Here is an 18,172-nt window from a genome sequence, read left to right as displayed (position 1 = left end):
CCCGCGGAGCGGGTACCACATCGCTGCGCGATGTGCAAGCGAACACCCGCGCTTCGCGCGGGTGTTGCGCTCCCGCTCCGCGTTCGCGCTGACTGCTCGCTGCGCGAGCAGTCCACCGGCCCTGCTTCGCAGGGCCGGTGACGGCCCGTCCGCTGCGCTCCCGGACCGAGTGGGACTTTGTCCCACTTACCGGGCCTACGCTTCGCTTCGGCCCGGGTCGGCGGGTCCGCTGCGCTCCCCCGCCTCAACGGTCCTTCCGGCTGCGCCTCCAGGACCTTGGGGCCCGCTGACGCGGGCCTGGCGGGCTGCGAGGGTGGGGGTCGCTCGTTCGTGTCGGGTTCCAGTGTATCGCGTGCATCCGGTAGATGCGCCATGTACCTTTGGCGGAAATACGGGACACCCCCAATCGCCCGGGAGCCTCCCCGAAATTCCGAGAGGAACGGCCTCCGATGACCGGTCACCACGAATCTACCGGACCCGATTCCGCGCTGAGCAGCGATTCTCTGCACTGGGTGACGCAGTATCAGACGGCGGGGACCAACGGCTGGTTGAGACTGTTCGCGCTCCTCGAGGCGCAGGGAGTGCCCGCGAGCGGAGCGGACGACCTGGTGGTCGCGCTGGAGGCTGGAGCGGTCGCCGGGGCGCTGTGCCAGGTGGTGGAGTTGGACGGGATGGCGCCGGCCTCTCGGAGCTCGCTGTTCGCGGACGGCTGGGCTGACGGCGTGACGGCCGTGAGCGAGGCTCTGGTGGGCATCGCGGATCGGGAGTGGTCGCGGCGCGGCGGCCGGTCGGCTGGGGTCGCTGAGCTGGCCGTACATATCGCGGACGTGAGGCAGCGTGAGCGGGCCGGCTTGGTGCGGCTGGAGAGGTTCGTTCGGGAGGGTGTGCTGCCGCGCACGCTCCCGAACACCACGGCGCGGCGCCGGGTGCTGGAGGTGCTGGGCGAGGCCGGCGGTCTGTGCACCGGGCGCAGGAGGAACAGCGACGGGGACGTCATCGTCTGCACGCTCGATGCCGGGCACTACGACCCGGACGACAAGCCGCCCTTCAGGGACGGAAAGCCCGGCGGCTGGCACCAGGCAGATGCGTCGATCTGGAACGACCTGGGCGCGGCCTGCACCCCGCACGCGGCCATCTGAAAACCTATAGAAGCAGAAATCGGGGAGGGCGTAGAAATGCTTTTGGTTCCGCTCAAGGAGCACCAGGTCGACCAGAAGTTGAGCTTTCGTAACTGGGTTGGATTCCCTGCAAGGTCACTTGTGCCTCCGGAGGGGGCGCGTGCCATGGGGGTGTCCGCGACTGGGTCCGGTAAGACAATCACCACCGCTGCATGCGCTCTGGAGTACTTCTGCGGCGGGCGGATCCTCGTCATGGTGCCCACGCTGGACCTGATCGTGCAGAGTGCCCAGTCCTGGCGGCGGGTCGGGCACCGCGCGCCGATGGTCGCGGTCTGCTCGGTGGACAAGGACGAGGTCCTGGAGCAGCTCGGGATGCGCACCACCACCAATCCGATTCAGCTCGCCCTGTGGGCCGGGGCCGGGCCGGTGGTCGTGTTCGCCACGTACGCCTCACTGGTGGAACGGGAGGACCCTGCCGATGTCACTGGCCGTGGGACTGTTCCTGGGCCGTTGGAATCGGCTCTGGCGGGCGGGGAGCGGCTGTATGGGCAGCGGATGGCTCCGTTCGACCTGGCCGTTCTGGACGAGGGGCACATGACCGCGGGGGACATGGGGCGGCCGTGGGCGGCGATCCACGACCAGTCCCGGATTCCGGTCGACTTCCGGCTGTATCTGACCGCGACGCCGCGGATCCTCGCCGCGCCTAGGCCGCAGCGGGGCCGGGACAGGCGGGAGGTGGTGATCGCGTCGATGGAGGACGACTCCCGCACCTACGGCACCCGCATTTTCGATCTTGGGTTGGCGGAGGCGGTGGAACGGTCGATCCTTGCGGGGTTCGAGATCGACGTGCTGGAGATCCGCGACCCCGACCCGATCCTGGGCCTGTCCGAGGACGCGCTGCGGGGCCGGCGCATGGCCCTGCTCCAGGCAGCGCTGCTGGAGCACGCGGCGCAGCAGAACCTGCACACCACCATGGTGTTCCACCAGCGGGTGGAGGAGGCGGCCGCGTTCGCCGAGCAGATGCCGCGCACGGCCGCCGAACTGTATGCCGCTGAGGCGTCCGCGGCGGCACTGGCCGGGGCGGAGGAGCTGCCCGCCTCGTCAATCGATGCTGGACTGTACGAGCTGGAGGAAGGCCGCCACGTGCCCCCGGGCCGGGTGTGGGCCGACTGGCTCTGCGGAGACCATCCCATCGCGCACCGGCGCGAGGTGATCCACCGGTTCGCCAACGGCATCGACGCTCAGAACAGGCGCGTACACCGGGCGTTCCTCTCCTCGGTACGGGCGCTGGGAGTCGGGGTCGACATCACCGGACTACGCGGCGTCGAGGCCGGGTGCATCGTCGGCTCGCGCAGCTCCCAAGTCGACATCGTCCAGAACATCGGACGCGCCCTGCGCCCCAACCCCGACGGCACGACCAAGACCGCCCGGATCATCGTCCCCGTCTTCCTCCAGTCCGGAGAAGACCCGAAAGACATGCTCGCCTCCGCCAGCTACCAGCCGTTGGTCGACATCCTGCAGGCGCTGCGCTCCCACTCGGAACGCATGGTCGACCAACTCGCCTCCCGCGCCCAGACCCGCGGCACCGAACGTCAGCGCATGCATGTCCGCTCCTCCCCCGCCTCCGCAGCCGGCCCGGAGAACGGTGAGGAGACGGAGGAGGGCAGCGAGGCGCAGCAGGAGGTCGACCGGGTCACCTCGGTCGTGGTCAACTTCGCCTCCCCCCGCGACGCCGCCGACATCGCCGCCCTCACCCGCTGCCGCGTCATCCGACCCGAATCCCTCGTCTGGCTGGAGGGTTATCAGGCCCTGGTCCGGTGGCGTACCGAGAACGGGATCACCGGCCTGTACGCCGTCCCCTACGACACCGAAACCACTGTCGGCGTGACCAAGGACTACCCGCTGGGCCGGTGGGTCCACCAGCAACGCCGCGCCCACCGCGCCGGCGAACTCGACCCCCACCGCAAGACACTCCTCGACGACGCCGGAATGGTGTGGGAACCCGGCGACGAAGCATGGGAGAACAAACTCGCCACACTCCGCACCTACCACCGCGCGCACGGGCACCTCGCACCCCGCCAAGACGCCCTCTGGGGCGAGAGCGAAACCGAAGGCATGCTGCCCATCGGGCAGCACATGGCCAACCTCCGCCGCAAAGGCCAGAAGAACGGGCTGGGCAAAGACCCGGAACGAGCAGCACAGCGCACGGAGCAGCTCGCGGCGATCGACCCGGACTGGAACTGCCCCTGGCCCCTCGACTGGCAACGCCACTACCGCGTCCTCGCCGACCTCGTCGACGCCGACGGCGTACTGCCCCACATCGCACCCGGCGTCACCTTCGACGGCGACGACATCGGACAATGGCTCACACGGCAACGCGAACCCCGCAACTGGGCGCAACTCTCCACTGAGCAGCAGGAACGACTGTCGAAGCTGGGCGTGAAGCCCACTGAGGCACCCTCCCCCGCACCGGCGGCCGGTCGTACGACGAAGAGCCCGGACAAGGCACAGGCGGCGTTCCAACGCGGCCTCGCGGCCCTCACACAGTGGATCGAGCGAGAAGGCCCGGACCGGCCCGTACCGAGAGGGCACGCCGAAGAGATCACGATCGACGGCGAAACCGAACCGGTAGCCGTCAGGCTGGGCGTATGGCTCTCCAACACAAAATCCAGGCGCGACCGACTTGCCCAGGAGCAACTGGCCGCACTGCGGGAACTGGGCATCGACTGGGCGAACCCGGTGACAGTGTCCCAGGCCACCCCGGACAACCTCTGACTGCTTCCTGCGCCATGCTCCCTCCCGGGACCTTCTTGGCCCGAAACCTGTCTCGCCCGGTTGCGATTCGGCGTCAGCCGCCGAAGACGGTGTTGAATGCCTGCTGGCCGCTTTCGATCGTGGTGGCGAGGCCGGCGGATGCCGGGCCGATCTGTGCGAGTCCGTTCATCACGGTGTCGAAGGCGGCGCGGACACGGCCGGGCTGCGGTGTCTCGCTGTCGATCTCTTCGGCGAGTACTTCTGCGTCGCGGATGAGTTCGGCCTGCTGTTCGGGGGCTGCGCCGTAGGTGGGGGCGAGCTGCTGGACGAGTTCCGCAAACTGGCGCATGGCGCTGGGGTCGAAGGCGTTGTTGTGGTTGTGCTGTTCGACCTTGCCCTGGGATCCGGCGACGATGTTCGTGCCGGTGATGCTGTAGTAGTCGCCGGGGCGGGTGCGGTTGAGGTAGTCGCTCACGGTTGCTCCAGACAGTACGCAGTCGATGCCGTCGATGGTGATGGCAACGGTCTTGGGCTCAGTGCCGGTGTCTTCGACGAGCCCGGGGTGGATAAGGCGCGCCAGGGCGTAGTGCAGCTCGGCGACGGAGAGCTCGCCGCCGGCGTAGTGCGATTCGGCGGTACTCAGGAAGGCGACCGGATCGACGGGGTGCTGGTCGTGGGCGGTGGTGTAGAGCCAGCGCAGGAAGGCGTCGGTGGCGTAGCGGTGCCGGGCGGCGGGGTCGTGACGCAGCTGGGCGAGGCGTCGCAGCTCCACTCGCCCGTCGTCGGTCACCCGGTACGAGTCCTCTTGATCGAAGGAGCCGAGGGAGTCGGCTAGGCCGTCTCGTTCGAGGGCGTGGGCCAGGACGTGGATGTCCTTGACCGGCGTCGACGTCTGTTCGGCGTAGTCGTCCAGGTCCGTGAACTGGCGGTCGGGCTGTTCGCCCAGCCAGATCAGAAGGCGGACCAGGTGCGGGTCCTGCTCGATTCCTACTCCGGTGATCCCGGACGAGAGGGTGAAACCCTTGCCGGTGACCGGGATGGTGACCGGGTACTTCCGGGCGGCACGCTGGTAGGCCTTGTTGATCTCCTTCACGTGCTTTTCGATCTCCCGGTGGTCGATGCCCTTGTTGGCCACCTGGTCCCCTTTCACCGCTTCCTGCCCCAAGCGTAGTGAGGGGAACCGACAGACCGGCCCGGATTGGATCTTCGGGAGGGACTGCGCCGAGGCCACCGGAACGAAGCCGCCCCACCCGTGTGAAAGCACGTGCGGGGCGACTCAGGAGCGGGCCGGGCGAAGGCGGCGAGGCCCGCGTCCTGGTTACTACTGGCCGAAGTTGTCACCAGGCTCGACGTTGCTGAGCAGGTGGGCCGTCGTGCTACGCGACTGCCGCGGCGAATTTCACCGATGGGACGCCGGAGCCTTCGGGAAGCCCGGCGAGGGGACGGCGAGGGAGGCCGGAGACGATCCACAGCCGCATGATGTTGTGGGTGACCAGCTGGCCGGAGCCCGCTCCGTCCTCGTTGAGGATGTCGACCTTCAGCAGCACCCGTTCCCCGGACTCCCCCAGCAGCCAGAGATCCAGAAAGTAGGGGCGTCGGCACGTACGGAGGTTGCGGCGCTGGTTCTTCCACCGGAAGCTCACGATGCCATCGGCGAAGGTCGTCAGCGAGAGGGCGCCGGAGGCGTAGGCGGAGCGGCCGTCCCAGATCCACACCATGTGGCCGTGGTCCAGTTCGCGTCCCATGATCTTCGTCGGGGACATGCTCGCGTGCTGGATCTCCACCACGCATCCGTCGGCCGCGATCACATCGGCGATGTGGTCTCCGCGCCGCTGTTCACGGTGAGTCGCCGGCACCATGGACTTCCAGTAGTCATGCCACTGCGTCGAGGAGTAGGAAGGGCCGTTCATACCGCTCCCGCCAGAGCCACCAGGTCGGCATCGCTCATGCCGAGTTCCGCGGCGCCGATACCCAGGGCAGCCAGCGCGTCCAGTCCGATCTCGGGGTTCTCCATGATGCGCTCTTGCGCCCGCTGCAGGGCGCGGAGCTGTTTGTCCAGCTCCGCGTACTGGCCGTCGAGGAGCTTGCGGAATGCCCGGCTGTCCTTCTCCTGCTGGCGCAGGTGCTTCTGGTTGGCCTTGATAGCGAGGAGCTGTTTGGTCACCTCCACGATGCGGGCGTGGACCAGGTCGGCGGGTAGGAAGGAGCGCTGGCCGGGGATAGTGATCCCCGCGTCGGTCCCTGTGCCGCATCCGCCGGGAGCGGGCCCGGGGGATGCCCCGCCTCGTCCAAGGCCAGGGATCGGCGGTGTCGCGCCGTCGGGCGCCTTCGTGCCACCCTCCTCCCCCGGTCCGGCTGGCGGCGGCGCTTCGGTGCCGCTGTGCGCGAAGCGGAGCAACAGATCGTTGTCCAGTGCACCAAGGACGGGGCCGAGGACGACCTTGAAGTACTCGATCGCCGGCAGCTCGCCCGCCTGGACCCCTTCGATCATGAGGTCCATGAACTCGCCGGTCCGCCGGTTCTTGTCACCGTGCTGGGCGAACAGCGGGCCATAGTTGTCCGTGATCCACTGCCGGGTCGCAGCGGACAGAGAGGTGTAGCGCGAGGCGGTCACCGCACACCCGCCCGTCCGGAAGTCCGGGCCGAGTGCAGCCGCTGCGCCCAGTGCACAACGCCCTCACACGCCTTCTCCAGGTCGTTGAGCATGTCCTCGTCGGCGATGTTGATGATCTGCTCGGGGTGCATCTCGACCAGGCCATAGAGCAAGTTCACCTGGCGCCGGAACTGCAGGGCCAGCCGGTCGTCGGTCTCCTCGGTGAGGGAGGTGCTCGCCCCGCTGCCTGTCACCTGGGTGACCTGGGCGAGGCTGTCGCGGATCTTCAGCTCCGCCATCGGATCGGCCGCGAACGCCTCTACGAGGAACGCCGGCTCCATCACACTCGCCATCACCGCCGACCTGACATCGGGACGGGCGAGCTGTTCCACGATCTTCTCGGCGGTCATCGCTGAGGCCGAGTTCGGAATCGGCCGCGCCCCGATCACCGCGCGGAACTCCTGCGCCGTCACACGGCGGCGGCCGGGCTCCTGAAGCATCCGCAGCAAGATCTCCCAGCGGTCCTGGCGCAGGCGCTCGCGATCCGCCTTCGCCAGAGCGTTCTCAGCCTCCCGGGTCTCCTTCGGGAGGGAGAACCCCAGCGCAGCCTCACGGACAACTGAGTAGGACACCGTGACAGCAGACTCGGCCAGCACCTTCCTGAGCCCACCGTCACAGCCTGCGGACACGCACCGGTATTCACGGGCCATACCGGCAGTCATGCCGATGTCTGCAGCGAACGCCCTGATCAACTCGCGGGAGCCGTTGGAGGGCTCGTCGTTGTCCATCGGCGCGACTTCAAGCAGGAGATCTCCGATCTCCAGGCGCGTCCGTTGCTTCTCGCCCGTCAGGAGATCATCACGAGCTACGAGCTTCCGGCCGAGATCCACCTGCTCAGAGGAGTACGCCGGTTCTGTTTCACGAGCACAGGGCTCGATCCAATCGGTCATGGCCCGGAACGTAGAGCGAGCCTCCGACAATTCTGGGAGCCGCACACCACGAATGGCCTACCCAATCCCCCGTGGTGCTGAAGAAATTGGACCGAACGGGTTGCGGGACCGGTGTCGAGTGGACGCTGCTGTGGATCGAAACCACCGCCACCCAACTGGGTTCCCCAGGTCAGAGTGCACGTAGCCTCCGTTCCACTCCCGTGTTTCAGGGCGGTGAGACGGGCACCGGCACCGCAACCTCGATCTGCAGGCAGTCCAGGAGATCGCCGCGGCGCAGCGGTCCTGGCCGAAGACCGCCCGGACCGCGGCCGGCGCCGATCCGGGCCGAGGGTTCGCGCTCGCCCACGCGGTGGTGTGTTCGTGGTGGCAGCAGGCCCTGGAGTGGGAGCAGGAGCGGATCTGGCCAGCGCGTCTGCACGCGGTTGCCGGAGGGGATGCCGGGCCGCGTTTTTGGTGGTGGCGGATCATCGTCCGCGACGCGGTCGTCTTCCCCGAGACCGGGGCGCTAGCCGCGGTGCTGCTCGATCCCGGGATGCAGGAGCGGGTATGGGCCGAGCACGGCGGAGGCGGACAGGTGCTGCCGTTCCGTGCCGGCGGCATCTTCTTCCGGGAGGTCGCGGTACGAGTGGGCCGGCCGTGGCTGGCCGACGGGCCGCAGGGCGGGGACAGCCTGGGCGGGCATAGTCAGCCGGTCGGCTGTGCTGTGTCGTCCCACATTCTCAGAACGGGAGCGAGGGTGTGCTCTACCGCGTACTCGACGTCCTGCGGATCGGAGCAGGTCGTCTGCCCATCGACGCCCCGCGAGACCAGAGACATCTGTCCTGCCCGGCGGCCATCACGCGTCGCGGCATAGACGGTGAGTGCCTCCAGCCGGTCCAGGCGGTCACGCGGCGGGATGAGCACGGCGCCGAGTTCTTCCTCCTTGCGGGTGGGTCTGGCGAACCATGACTCCGAGGTCACGACAACGCCGTCGGCCTTCATCGCGTTCACCTGGATCGCGAGCTTCTCGAAGGAGAGGATCTTCGTTCCCTGGCTGTCGAAGTCGAGACGGCCGAACTGCGCCATCGTGTCTCCGCGATAGAGGAAGACGAACATGGCGTGGAAGCCGTCCTTCTCCATCAGCCGCCGGGCGTTGGCCATGTGCCAGGGCACTGCATCGATTGGATCCCCGGGGGGCGACTCGGGCTGCTGACCGTAGCGTTCGAGCGCCTGCCTGGTGCCGTCCTCGTCGCGCTCGATGGTCAGGTTGTATGACTCGATCCGGACACCCTTGAGTACATCGAAGTGGGCTTCCAGGTCGTCCTTGGCAACCAGCATGCAGCGCGGCCTGGTTCCCGATATTTCGAGGTGTGCGGTCACGCATTCTTCGTTGCGTGCCGGAAGGTCACACACCTGCACACCGGCTGCCCGGTGTCCCTCGGCGAGGAGCGCCGCTAGCTGTGCATATGCCTCTCCCGTCGCGTCCAGCAGCTCCCACTCAGGCAGTGCCGCATCCACCCAGCGCCGTCGCACGGTCACCGTGCCGCCCGGCGGCCTGTACCGGCGAACGACATCGTGCAGGATGTCGTTGACCGACATCCGAGGCGGGAACTTAGCCGAGGCGCCCAGAACACGCCGCAGCCAGTTCTGTTGCCACACGATCTGCAGCTCGCTGTGCAGCTCCAGATCGGCTTCCTTGGTGATGCGATTCCGGGACTTGACTGCCCACCGCATGATCTCGCTGCTGCCCGACTGCTGTTGGAACCGGGGATACCACTGGTCGAAGCCCGCGAGCTCCTTCTTCTGCTTCTGCAGCAGCCACGTGACGTTCCGCAGGTTCGGGACCAGCGCGTTCACCATGATCCTGAACCCATGCGGATCGAAGTACTCCTCGTGCAACCTGTGCCACTGCGCATGACAGTCCATCAGCCGCCGATGAGCACCTGGCATCGGGCACTCCTGCGCGATCTCTTCCCCGGTCATGCACCGATGCTAGGCGGAACACTTTCCTGATATGACTGCTTTTTTGCTACCCCTCAGGCAGGTGCACATCGGAGGCCCGGCCGTGCTGTGCGGTGGGGCAGCCAACCCTTGACCCAGACCCACCCGGGCACGACCGTTCTGAACATCGACTTCGACCCCCTGCGGAGAGCCAGCCGGATGACGAACGACCAGCAGCCCGCGGAGTCAAACGATCTGCAGGAGCGCGAGGCCCGGTTTGACTACGGGTTCCGGATGAAATGCGATTGCGGTGAACTGTCCAATCTCTCCGCCGCCGGTTACATCGAGCGCGAGTCACTCGACGCCCGGATTGCGTGCAGCCACTGCGGTGCCTCGATCCACTACGGGCGCGCCGTCGCCGGGATCCGTGACCGACATGATCCCGCCCTCGACAACTCTGCGGTCGCCCGGTTCGCCTGGTATCACTCCAGTACATCGCCCGACTGGCCGTCGCCCGACTACACCAGCAGGTTCGCTGCACGGGTCCGGGAAGCTGAGCTGCGCCTCGGACACCTTTACGGAACCCACATCGAGCGCGCCAAGGCTCTCCACGTCGGCACATACGAGGCCGCCGTAGAGAACATGCTGCGCCGGATGCGCGACCAGGACGATGCCACGTCCTCGTTCTACCTGTACCGGGTCTCCCTCGATATCAGCGCCGGGCGCATCAACGACGGCTACCGGGAGGAGAACAACGAGCCGGCTTCGCAGATCAGTCTGGACGAACTGCAGGCTCTTGGGCTCGATGCCCTCCGCTACCTCAACACCCACGAAGCCATCGGCTCGCTGTCGCTCGCCATCCACCCGCGAGCGATCCGTTCGCTCCAGGTGGTTCCGCTTCCGGTCACCGACCTGGCAGCACCACAACCACCGGCGCTGTCCCAGCGGCTCCGCGAACTGGAGGCTGAGCTCGACAGTCTGCAAGCGGCAGCACGCGAGCAGCTACACGTCAGGGACAGCCCCCTGCAAGCTCTACGACGCAGGATGTCCGAACGTACCGGTGTCACACCGTCGACCACGGCCGTCGAGGGGGAATGGGCCCTGTGGGAGCAGGTCGTCGCCGAGCTCTCCGCGCACCACTTGCACGGCATCTCACCGCTCGTTCAGCGGGACTTCTGCCACGCCCTTGAAGACTGGCGGCGCAGTAGAGAAGCCGCCATGGACGAGTTCGCCAGCTTCTTCGCTGCACTCGCGGCGACCTTGACCCGGTCCTCTGACGTGATGCAGCGCCTGACCCAGGGGACGGGACCGGCTAACGGAAGCAGGGGCTCGACGAAGCTGTAACGCGGGACGTGAGGTCACAGTCGACGAGCCACCGCACGCACCACCCTGGTGGCCACGCCCGCACCCGGCCGCCAGCGGTGAACGGCGTGCGTGGGGCAGGGGTCTGCACTGACACCGCCGTAGGATGCGGGCCGTCATCAACAACACTGGGCGAACCAGGACCGCCCGGGTGGCGGAAATTGGCCGATTCAGGTCGTACGCGCGAGCCGAGCACGCTTGACTGGAGCGCATGATCGACAGGCACCACCCGCCGGCATCCGGCGGCCCCGGTTTACCCCCGCCACCACGGCAGATCGCGGGAGCGCACAGCGCTGCGGAGGCCGGTCCTCGGGCATCTGGTCCGGCAGGCGGAGGATGCGACCCGCTGCCGCTCGCGGCGGGACGTGAGCCGGTTCGCGCGCCCGGTCGCTCTGCCGGGACGTCGGACGGGATGCCGGACGATGATGAGGCGGCCCCGGAGTTACCGGTCAGGATCGGCGACGGGCTGATAGCTCGGTTCATCGACCAGGCGGGGACCGAGCGGCGGATGCCGTGGGCGGAGGCCGCACGTGGTGTCTGCTGGGAGGAGTGCGGCCCGGTGCGCCGTTTCCCGGTGCGGCATGGCAAGCGGATGGCGCCGGGATGGTGGTGGTCGGCGACCGACGGGCGGCTGGTGCACTACGCGTCCGGGGTGATGCGGACCCAGGTGATGCTGCTGGACCATGACCCTCGTGTGGTGGCCATTGTGTGCCGCCCGGTGGAACTCACCTGGCGTGAGCGAGACGGAGGCTGGGTGCGGCACGCACCGCATCTGATGGCCCGGCTCGCGGACGGCAGGGATCTGCTGGCGGACTGCGCCGGGCGAGGGGACATCTCGCCGCGCCTGGCCAGTCGGGCGACGGTGATGGAGGCCGCAGCCGCGGCGGTGGGCTGGCGGTACCGGGTCCTGCGGCCTCTGGATCCAGTTCTGGCGGCCAATCTACGCTGGCTGGCCGGGTACCGGCACCCCCGCTACAAGGGCGCCGAACTGGCCGAGCGCGCGGCCGAGGCCTTCCAGCAGCCGCGGCCGCTGATCAAGGGGGTGCGTGAACTCGGCGACCCGGTCCAGGTTTTCCCGGTGATCTTCCACGCGCTGTGGCACGGCAAGTTGTCTGTCCCCCTCGACGTGCCCCTGCACGAGCGGGTGACCGTGACGGCGGGCTCCCAGGGGCGGGGTCAGGGGTGAGCGACACGGTCCTGGAGCCCGGAACGCAGGTTCGTTTCGCGAAGCGGACCTGGACGGTCGTCATGCTGGAAGGACCGTCCGTAAAGCTGATCGACACGGACAACTCCGTGGCCACGGTCCTGGCGAACTTCCTGTTCGCCGACCCCGACTTCGAGGTGGTGGGCGCACCGCAGCGCCACGTTCCGCCGTTCGGCCTTCTGGAGGAACTGCCGGAACAGGTACGCGAGCGCGCCTACGCCTGGGAGCGGCATGTGCGGGAGGTCGAGACCGGGTGCCCCGTCCCGGGACAGGACCAGATGCCGCGGGCCGAGTTCGATCCGGCCCTGCGCACTATGGCGGAGCGGGAGGAGGCCAAGGCTGCCGAGCTGACGGCGGCCGGGCAGTCGGCCAGTGCGGTGACGGTGCGGCGGATGCGTGCCCGCTACCGGGAGCACGGCCTGTGGGGGCTGGTGGACGGCCGGGCCGCTCGCCCGCGCTCACCGGTGGGACGCGCCGATGAGCGGGTAGTCGCCGCGATCGAGCAGGCGCTCCAGGCGCAGAAGGAGCGGTCGACCGGGACGCTGAGCCGGCTGCGGCGCACCGTCGGCTGGATCCTGGAGGACACCCACGGAGCGGAGACGGTGAAGGTCCCGCCGGCTTCTACGTTCAACCGGCTGGTGCACGCCCTCGCTGACCGCCAGGGACTGCTGGGAACGGCGGCACAGCGGCGCCGGCATTCTTCACGGCCTGCTGCGCCGTTCACCCCGACGGTGGCGCTGCGACCCGGTGAGCTGGTGATGCTGGACAGCACCCCGCTGGACGTGATGGTGGTCCTGGCCGACGGGGTGGTGGGCAAGGCCGAGCTGACGATCGCCCTGGATGTCGCGACGCGCAGTATCTGCGCGACGGTGCTGCGGCCGATGGGAACCGGGGCGGTGGACGCAGCGATCCTGCTGGCGCAGATGGTGACACCCATGCGGATGCGCCCGGGGTGGGAAGAGGCACTGGCGATGTCGCGCTCGGTCGTCCCCTGCGAACGCCTGGTGTCGTTGGATGCGCGGCTGGAGGGGGCGGCAGCCCGTCCGGTGATCACGCCGGAGACGGTCGTCGTCGACCAGGGCCGGGTGTTCATCTCCACCTCGTTCACCGCAGCGTGCCAGAGCCTGGGGGTGTCGGTCCAGCCGGCGCCGCCAGCCAACGGCCCGGCCAAGGGGAACGTCGAGCGGATGTTCCTCACCATCGGCGACCGGTTCTCCCAGTATGTTGCCGGCTACACCGGCTCCGACGTCACCGAGCGCGGCACAAGACTCGAGGACGAGGCGTGCTGGACGCTTCCCCAGGTGCAGGACCTGCTGGACGAGTGGCTGGTCACAGACTTTACCGACCGTGGTTTGTGCTGTTCGTGATGTCCGTTCGAGCCTGTGGCGTGAACGCCATGGGCTTGTTTACCGACCGGGTCCGGGACGTTCGTCATGTTCTGGAGTCGGTACGGAGGACGAGTGGCACGGCATCTTGTGGTCGGGGACTTGCGGGTCCAGCGGATCGAGCGGAAGGGCGGACGGAGGTCGTGGACGATCGTCTGGCCGGAGGGCACGCTCCACGCCGAAGCGGACCGGTTCCTGCGCGTCCATGACGGCTCGGGCACGCAGAAGACCTACGCGTACTACCTGGTCGATCACCTTCGGTGGCTTGAGCGCGAGTGCCTGGACTTCGCGACGGTCGAACTGCGCGACCTGGAACGGTACATGGGCATCGTCGGCGCCGAGGTCCACATGCCCCTCGGGGAGCCGTGGCGGGTGGGCAAATGCCCCTACGGCCGGTCCGCGCTGTCGATCGCGGCGTCCTGCCTGAAGGGCTTCTACCTGCATCAAGCCTCGCTCGGCGTCAACACGGAGCTCGGTGAGAAGCTCGACGGCACGCGACTGCCGTCGCGGATGGACCGCCGCCGCTCGTTCCTCGGGCACGTGAAGTCCGCGATGCCGGCGAACCCGCTCGCTCCGAAGGGCCCGCACCGCAGGCACCCGAAGATGCTGCCCGACGGGGCGAGGGAGAAGCTGCTGGAGACGGTGAACTCGGCCCGGGACCGGATGGTGGTGACCTGGCTGGCCGACGGCGGACTTCGGATCGGCGAGTTGTGCGGACTGCACCTGGTCGACCTGCACCTGCGGGAGAACGCGGCCTGCAACGAATGCCGGAGCCCTCACCTGCATGTCTGCCACCGGCCCGGCAACCCCAACCGGGCCGAGGCCAAGACCAAGCACCCTTGGCAGGTCGAACACGGCACGGTCACCGGCGGACTGATCAAGCGGGTCAGCCCGGAGATGGTGCACACCTACTTCGAGTACCTCACCGGCGAGTATCCGCGCGGCGCTCGGCACGGCATGCTCCTGGTCCAGCTGCATGGCGCCCACGCGGGACAGCCGTGGGCGCCGGTCGGGGCCCGGCGGATGCTCGGCCGGGCCGGGAAACGTGCCGGGCTCGGGCTGGTGAAACCCCATGCCTTCCGGCACACGTTCACCTCCGCGGTCCTCGACGCCGCCGACGGCAACCTGCTGATAGCCCGGGACGCCGGCGGCTGGGCCTCGGCCGCCACGGTCGACGAGGTCTACGGCCACGTCGACCTCCACGACCCCACTTTCGACGCCGCGCTGCGCACGGTCTGGGGTGAGGCCAAGTGACCATCACGTCGCTGCTGCCGCGGCAGCACACCCGCACGGGCCGGGACCGACTGGAGGTCCTCACCGCGCTGATCGACGCGCCCTCCTTCGACCCGCTGTTCCGACCGGACATCATCACAATCCCGCCCGATCACCCCGTCTACCGGTGGAACTGCCTGGTCACGGACTGCGAACGGACCACGATGGGCCACGGCGACCTGTGCTCGGCCCACGAGATGCTCTGGCGCTGGCAACGCGATGCCGGGACATCACGAGCCGACTTCCTGCGCACGGCACCACCCGCCGGCCCCGGCCAGGAAGTGGAAGAGCGCCCATGCCGGATCTGCCCCGACCGGCCCGCCCGCCACCTGACCCTGGACCTCTGCCACCACCATCAGTTCCGCTGGTATCACCACCGCGACCGTCACGGCGCCGACGCCGACTTCGACGACTGGCTCGCCGACCAGCAAGCGGCCCCCGGCTACGGAAACTGCCTGGTCCAGGTCTGCCCCGACCTGGCCGACTCACCGCTGGGCCTGTGCTTCCGCCACGACCGGCACTACCGCAATCAGAGGCGCCCCGGAGGGGCGGTCCTGCCCAGTCAGTGGGGCAACCGCTACGAACGCACCGGCCGACCCACTCCGGTCGAGTACACGGACGAGCCGGCCTTCCGCCGGTGGTGCACGACGGCCGCAGCGGTGCTACGGCCCGCACAAGTCAACCTCCGCGGCCTGCACCCGCTGCTGCGAGCCGAGATCCAGTGGGGCATGTTCTGGCATACCCAACGACACCACGGCCGCTGGGAGTTGGCTCCGTTGCAGCGGCTGGCGAACTACGGCCGCGCACACGGCCTGCGCTCCTTGACCGACCTCGGCTGGGACGACACCGACCAGCGCAAGGCGGTCACCCGCGAGGGCGTCTACATCGCCCAGGCCATCGCGGGCGCCCTGCACCCTCTCTACGTGATGCCGGACGAGACGCGCGAGCTCGGTTACATCCTCACCGAGCACTTCGGCCGCAAGCTCACCGGCCGCGCGATCCGCATCGACCTCACCGGCGTCTCCCAGCGATGGCTGCGCGACCTGATCTGGGACCACCTGGTCGCGATCTTGCGTTCGCCCAGCTGCCCCCGCAGCGGAGGCACCTTCGACGACATGCGCCGAGCCGGTCTGGAGCTGAGCACCTTCCTGGAACTCCACGCTCCCGCCCGAGGGCACGACCCACGGGCGTTGACGGCCGAGCACATGCACCAGTTCGTCGCCGACCAGCGCCAACGCGAGCGCGACGGCCTCGTCTCGCTCGCGGCCAGGGGCGTCCACGGCAAGCCTTCGATCGTGACCGCCAACACCCGACAGCGCGTCTTCCACCGCACCCGGCGGCTCCTGCGCGGGGCCCTTGAATCAGGAGAGGCCGAACGCCTCGGTCTGGACCGGGCCTTCATCGCCGCCATGCCCGCCCCAGGACGGATGGTCAGCCGCGCTCGGCCGCCGTTCGCCGACGGCGTCGCCCGCGCGCTCGCCGACGAGACCAACCTGCGCAGGCTCGCGGAGACCTACGACCCGTTCGACCGCGGCCTGCGGGACGCCTGGGAGACCATCATCGTCACCGGCCGCCGCTGCGGCGAGGTACTCAAACTCCGCCTGGACTGCCTCGGCCGCTACGGCGGACTCCCCATGCTCTGGCACGACCAGACCAAGGTCGGCAACTACGACCAGGCACTGAGGATCCCCGAACGGGTCCACCAGCTCCTGCAGGACCGCCAGCACAAGACCCTCGCCTTGTTCGAGACCCGGAACAACCGGCCGCCCACCGCCGAGGAACGGGCCCAGATGGCGTTGTTCCCGACCAACATGCGTAACCGCAACGGACGCACTCCACTGTCCTACAAGTGGTTCCACAAGGGCTTCAAACTCTGGATCGACGAGCTCGACATCGGCCGGTGGGTCCCCCATCAGGCCCGGCACAGTCTGGCCACCAGCCTGCTGCGGGCCGGGGCAACCCTGACCCATGTCCGCCGCTACCTCGGCCACGTCTCCGAGCGGATGGCCGAGCACTACATCCACCTGACCCAGTCCGACCTTGAGGACGTCCTCCAGCACGTCTGGGTCGCCGGTCCCGGCACCGCCAGCCCCGGAGAACTCCTCACCGAGCCGACGACCCCGCTCACCCGCCAGCAAGCCCAGGCTCTGGCGATCGATCTGTCCCGCCGCAGTACACCTGCCGAGGGCGGGTTCTGCACCTTCCAGCCCGTCGTCGACGGCGGCGCCTGCCCCTGGAAACTCGACTGCCACAACTGCGACAAGTTCGTCCTGTCCGGCGCCGACCTCCTCTACTGGCGGCGCAAACGCGAGCAATGGCGGCTGCTGGCCGAAGGCGCCCCCGACGACGCCACCGCCGACTACCTCCACCGCTACTTCGAGCCCACCGCCCGCGCCATCGACGGCCTGGAGAAAGCCCTGGCCGGCCTCGGCCTCCTCGACGATGCCCTCGCCCTGGACCTGCGCAAACCCCAGGACTACTTCCACCGCGTGTGGTCCACCGCCTTCCGTGCATCCGACCTCGCTCACGCAGGCGGCGCCGAGCCAGACGAGTACAGCGATACGTGCACAGCCGAGGACACAGACCCCGAACAGGACGTCGCATGAACACCGTCCCCGAACCCCGCACTGCCGCTGCCCTGGCAGCCCGCCGCAGCAAGACCGACACGGCCCTCCTACGAGTCCGCGAGGCCATCGCCCGACTCCAACGAGAGAAGGCCCAGGTCAGCGTTGCCGCTGTCGCCCGGCGGGCGAACGTCTCACGCACCTTCCTCTATGGCAACCCCGAGGCCCGGGCCGCCATCGCCACGGCGATAACCGAGGCAGGCGACCGGCGGACCCGCATGCTCGTCGAACAGGACGACGAGCGCGAGGCAACCTGGCGCGAGCGCGCGCTGAACGCCGAGGACGCGCTCAAGGCCGCCCAGGCCGAGATCCTCGCCCAGCGCACCCGGATCGGTGAACTCCTCGGCCAGATACGGGACTTGCAGGCCGAGTGGACCGAAGAGGCCATCCAGCGGATCACTACCGAGAACACCACCCTCAAGCAAAGGGTCCGCCAGCTGACCACGGACAACCGCACCCTCGACGAGCGACTAAAAGCCGCCCGATCCAACCTCCGCTTCCAAGACCGGCGCGTCGCCGACCTCGAAGCCCGCCTCATCGGGCAGGAACCACCGTCCTGATCACATCCATCCGGTATCTCATGGCCCGTCCACCGTCCCGGTGGACGGGCCATCCCACGAGTCCGTGACGCGCTGACCGGGATCCGATCCCGGTCAGCGCGTCACGGACTGCGGGCGGCGTCATCAGCCGAGGTGCCTGGCGAAGAACCGCAGCGTGCTGTCCAGCTCGAATGCCGGGATTTCCCCGTGCTTGCCGGGGTTGGCATGCAGCGTCTTCTCAGCTGAGGCCAGGGCGTCGAACAGTGCCAAGCCCTGGGCCCGCGGCACCCGCTCGTCGTCCCACTGCACCAGGAACTCCACTGGGACGGTGATCCGCGCGGCGACCTCGGCCGATGCCAGCGCACCGCCCAAGCCCAGCACCGCCGCACGGACCCGAGGTTCGGCCGCAACGAACGGAACACCGAGTCCGCAACCCAACGACACACCCCAA

The 18,172-nt window shown here is 68.6% G+C and carries 13 protein-coding genes and 1 pseudogene; 8 read left to right on the top strand and 6 right to left on the bottom strand.

Annotation, left to right across the window (positions count from 1 at the left end; all coding sequences use genetic code 11):
• The first annotated feature begins 512 nt into the window (after positions 1-512).
• Both H300_RS30610 and H300_RS28240 read left to right on the top strand, forming a co-directional pair.
• Positions 513-1,139, top strand: coding sequence for a hypothetical protein (locus H300_RS30610; protein WP_486583970.1), 627 nt, complete (start codon positions 513-515; stop codon positions 1,137-1,139).
• A gap of 36 nt (positions 1,140-1,175) precedes the next feature.
• Entirely contained in the window at positions 1,176-3,893 is a 2,718-nt protein-coding gene (locus tag H300_RS28240) for a DEAD/DEAH box helicase (protein ID WP_199779221.1), read from the top strand.
• A gap of 73 nt (positions 3,894-3,966) precedes the next feature.
• Here H300_RS28240 and H300_RS0120510 read toward each other — a convergent pair whose 3' ends face one another.
• From H300_RS0120510 to H300_RS0120480, 5 genes are all read right to left on the bottom strand, one after another.
• Positions 3,967-5,022, bottom strand: a complete 1,056-nt coding sequence (locus tag H300_RS0120510) for a hypothetical protein (RefSeq protein WP_078516178.1) — start codon at positions 5,020-5,022, stop codon at positions 3,967-3,969.
• Between the two features lie 226 nt (positions 5,023-5,248).
• Positions 5,249-5,782 carry a hypothetical protein gene (locus H300_RS0120505; RefSeq protein WP_028428898.1) on the bottom strand — a complete coding sequence of 178 codons (534 nt, stop codon included), beginning with the start codon at positions 5,780-5,782 and terminating at the stop codon, positions 5,249-5,251.
• Positions 5,779-6,486: a hypothetical protein gene (locus tag H300_RS0120500; protein ID WP_028428897.1), complete on the bottom strand. Its 708-nt coding sequence runs from the start codon at positions 6,484-6,486 to the stop codon at positions 5,779-5,781. The genes H300_RS0120505 and H300_RS0120500 overlap by 4 nt, the downstream gene beginning before the upstream one ends.
• Entirely contained in the window at positions 6,483-7,415 is a 933-nt protein-coding gene (locus H300_RS0120495) for a hypothetical protein (RefSeq protein WP_158678411.1), read from the bottom strand. The genes H300_RS0120500 and H300_RS0120495 overlap by 4 nt, the downstream gene beginning before the upstream one ends.
• Before the next feature lie 684 nt (positions 7,416-8,099).
• A complete protein-coding gene (locus H300_RS0120480; protein ID WP_028428895.1) occupies positions 8,100-9,377 on the bottom strand; it encodes a hypothetical protein in 1,278 nt (425 codons plus the stop codon).
• A gap of 177 nt (positions 9,378-9,554) precedes the next feature.
• Between H300_RS0120480 and H300_RS29525 the strand changes: the two genes are divergently transcribed.
• The 6 genes from H300_RS29525 (at position 9,555) to H300_RS0120450 (ending at position 17,742) form a co-directional block, all read left to right on the top strand.
• Positions 9,555-10,679: a hypothetical protein gene (locus H300_RS29525; RefSeq protein WP_486583969.1), complete on the top strand. Its 1,125-nt coding sequence runs from the start codon at positions 9,555-9,557 to the stop codon at positions 10,677-10,679.
• Between the two features lie 430 nt (positions 10,680-11,109).
• Positions 11,110-11,883 carry a TnsA-like heteromeric transposase endonuclease subunit gene (locus H300_RS0120470; protein ID WP_078516177.1) on the top strand — a complete coding sequence of 258 codons (774 nt, stop codon included), beginning with the start codon at positions 11,110-11,112 and terminating at the stop codon, positions 11,881-11,883.
• Positions 11,880-13,268, top strand: a complete 1,389-nt coding sequence (locus H300_RS28230) for a hypothetical protein (RefSeq protein WP_486583968.1) — start codon at positions 11,880-11,882, stop codon at positions 13,266-13,268. Before H300_RS0120470 ends, H300_RS28230 begins: the two co-directional genes overlap by 4 nt.
• A 93-nt stretch (positions 13,269-13,361) precedes the next feature.
• Entirely contained in the window at positions 13,362-14,540 is a 1,179-nt protein-coding gene (locus H300_RS0120460) for a tyrosine-type recombinase/integrase (RefSeq protein WP_028428893.1), read from the top strand.
• Complete coding sequence (locus H300_RS31950) at positions 14,537-17,164, top strand: site-specific integrase (RefSeq protein WP_028428892.1); 2,628 nt, start codon at positions 14,537-14,539, stop codon at positions 17,162-17,164. Before H300_RS0120460 ends, H300_RS31950 begins: the two co-directional genes overlap by 4 nt.
• Entirely contained in the window at positions 17,161-17,742 is a 582-nt protein-coding gene (locus tag H300_RS0120450) for a DUF6262 family protein (protein ID WP_028428891.1), read from the top strand. The genes H300_RS31950 and H300_RS0120450 overlap by 4 nt, the downstream gene beginning before the upstream one ends.
• 123 nt (positions 17,743-17,865) lie before the next feature.
• Here H300_RS0120450 and H300_RS0120445 read toward each other — a convergent pair.
• A pseudogene (locus tag H300_RS0120445) lies at positions 17,866-18,172 on the bottom strand (alpha/beta hydrolase); the annotation flags it as partial.

The sequence above is a fragment of the Streptomyces sp. TAA040 genome, from assembly GCF_000424845.1.
This window is presented reverse-complemented; position numbering and strand designations above follow the sequence as displayed.

Bases quoted from the DNA above. Each gene is read 5' to 3' on its own strand.
- H300_RS28240 (WP_199779221.1), top strand. From the start codon at position 1,176: ATGCTTTTGGTTCCGCTCAAGGAGCACCAGGTCGACCAGAAGTTGAGC.
- H300_RS0120505 (WP_028428898.1), bottom strand. From the start codon at position 5,782: ATGAACGGCCCTTCCTACTCCTCGACGCAGTGGCATGACTACTGGAAG.
- H300_RS0120495 (WP_158678411.1), bottom strand. From the start codon at position 7,415: ATGACCGATTGGATCGAGCCCTGTGCTCGTGAAACAGAACCGGCGTAC.
- H300_RS0120480 (WP_028428895.1), bottom strand. From the start codon at position 9,377: ATGACCGGGGAAGAGATCGCGCAGGAGTGCCCGATGCCAGGTGCTCAT.
- H300_RS29525 (WP_486583969.1), top strand. From the start codon at position 9,555: ATGACGAACGACCAGCAGCCCGCGGAGTCAAACGATCTGCAGGAGCGC.
- H300_RS0120470 (WP_078516177.1), top strand. From the start codon at position 11,110: ATGCCGGACGATGATGAGGCGGCCCCGGAGTTACCGGTCAGGATCGGC.
- H300_RS0120450 (WP_028428891.1), top strand. From the start codon at position 17,161: ATGAACACCGTCCCCGAACCCCGCACTGCCGCTGCCCTGGCAGCCCGC.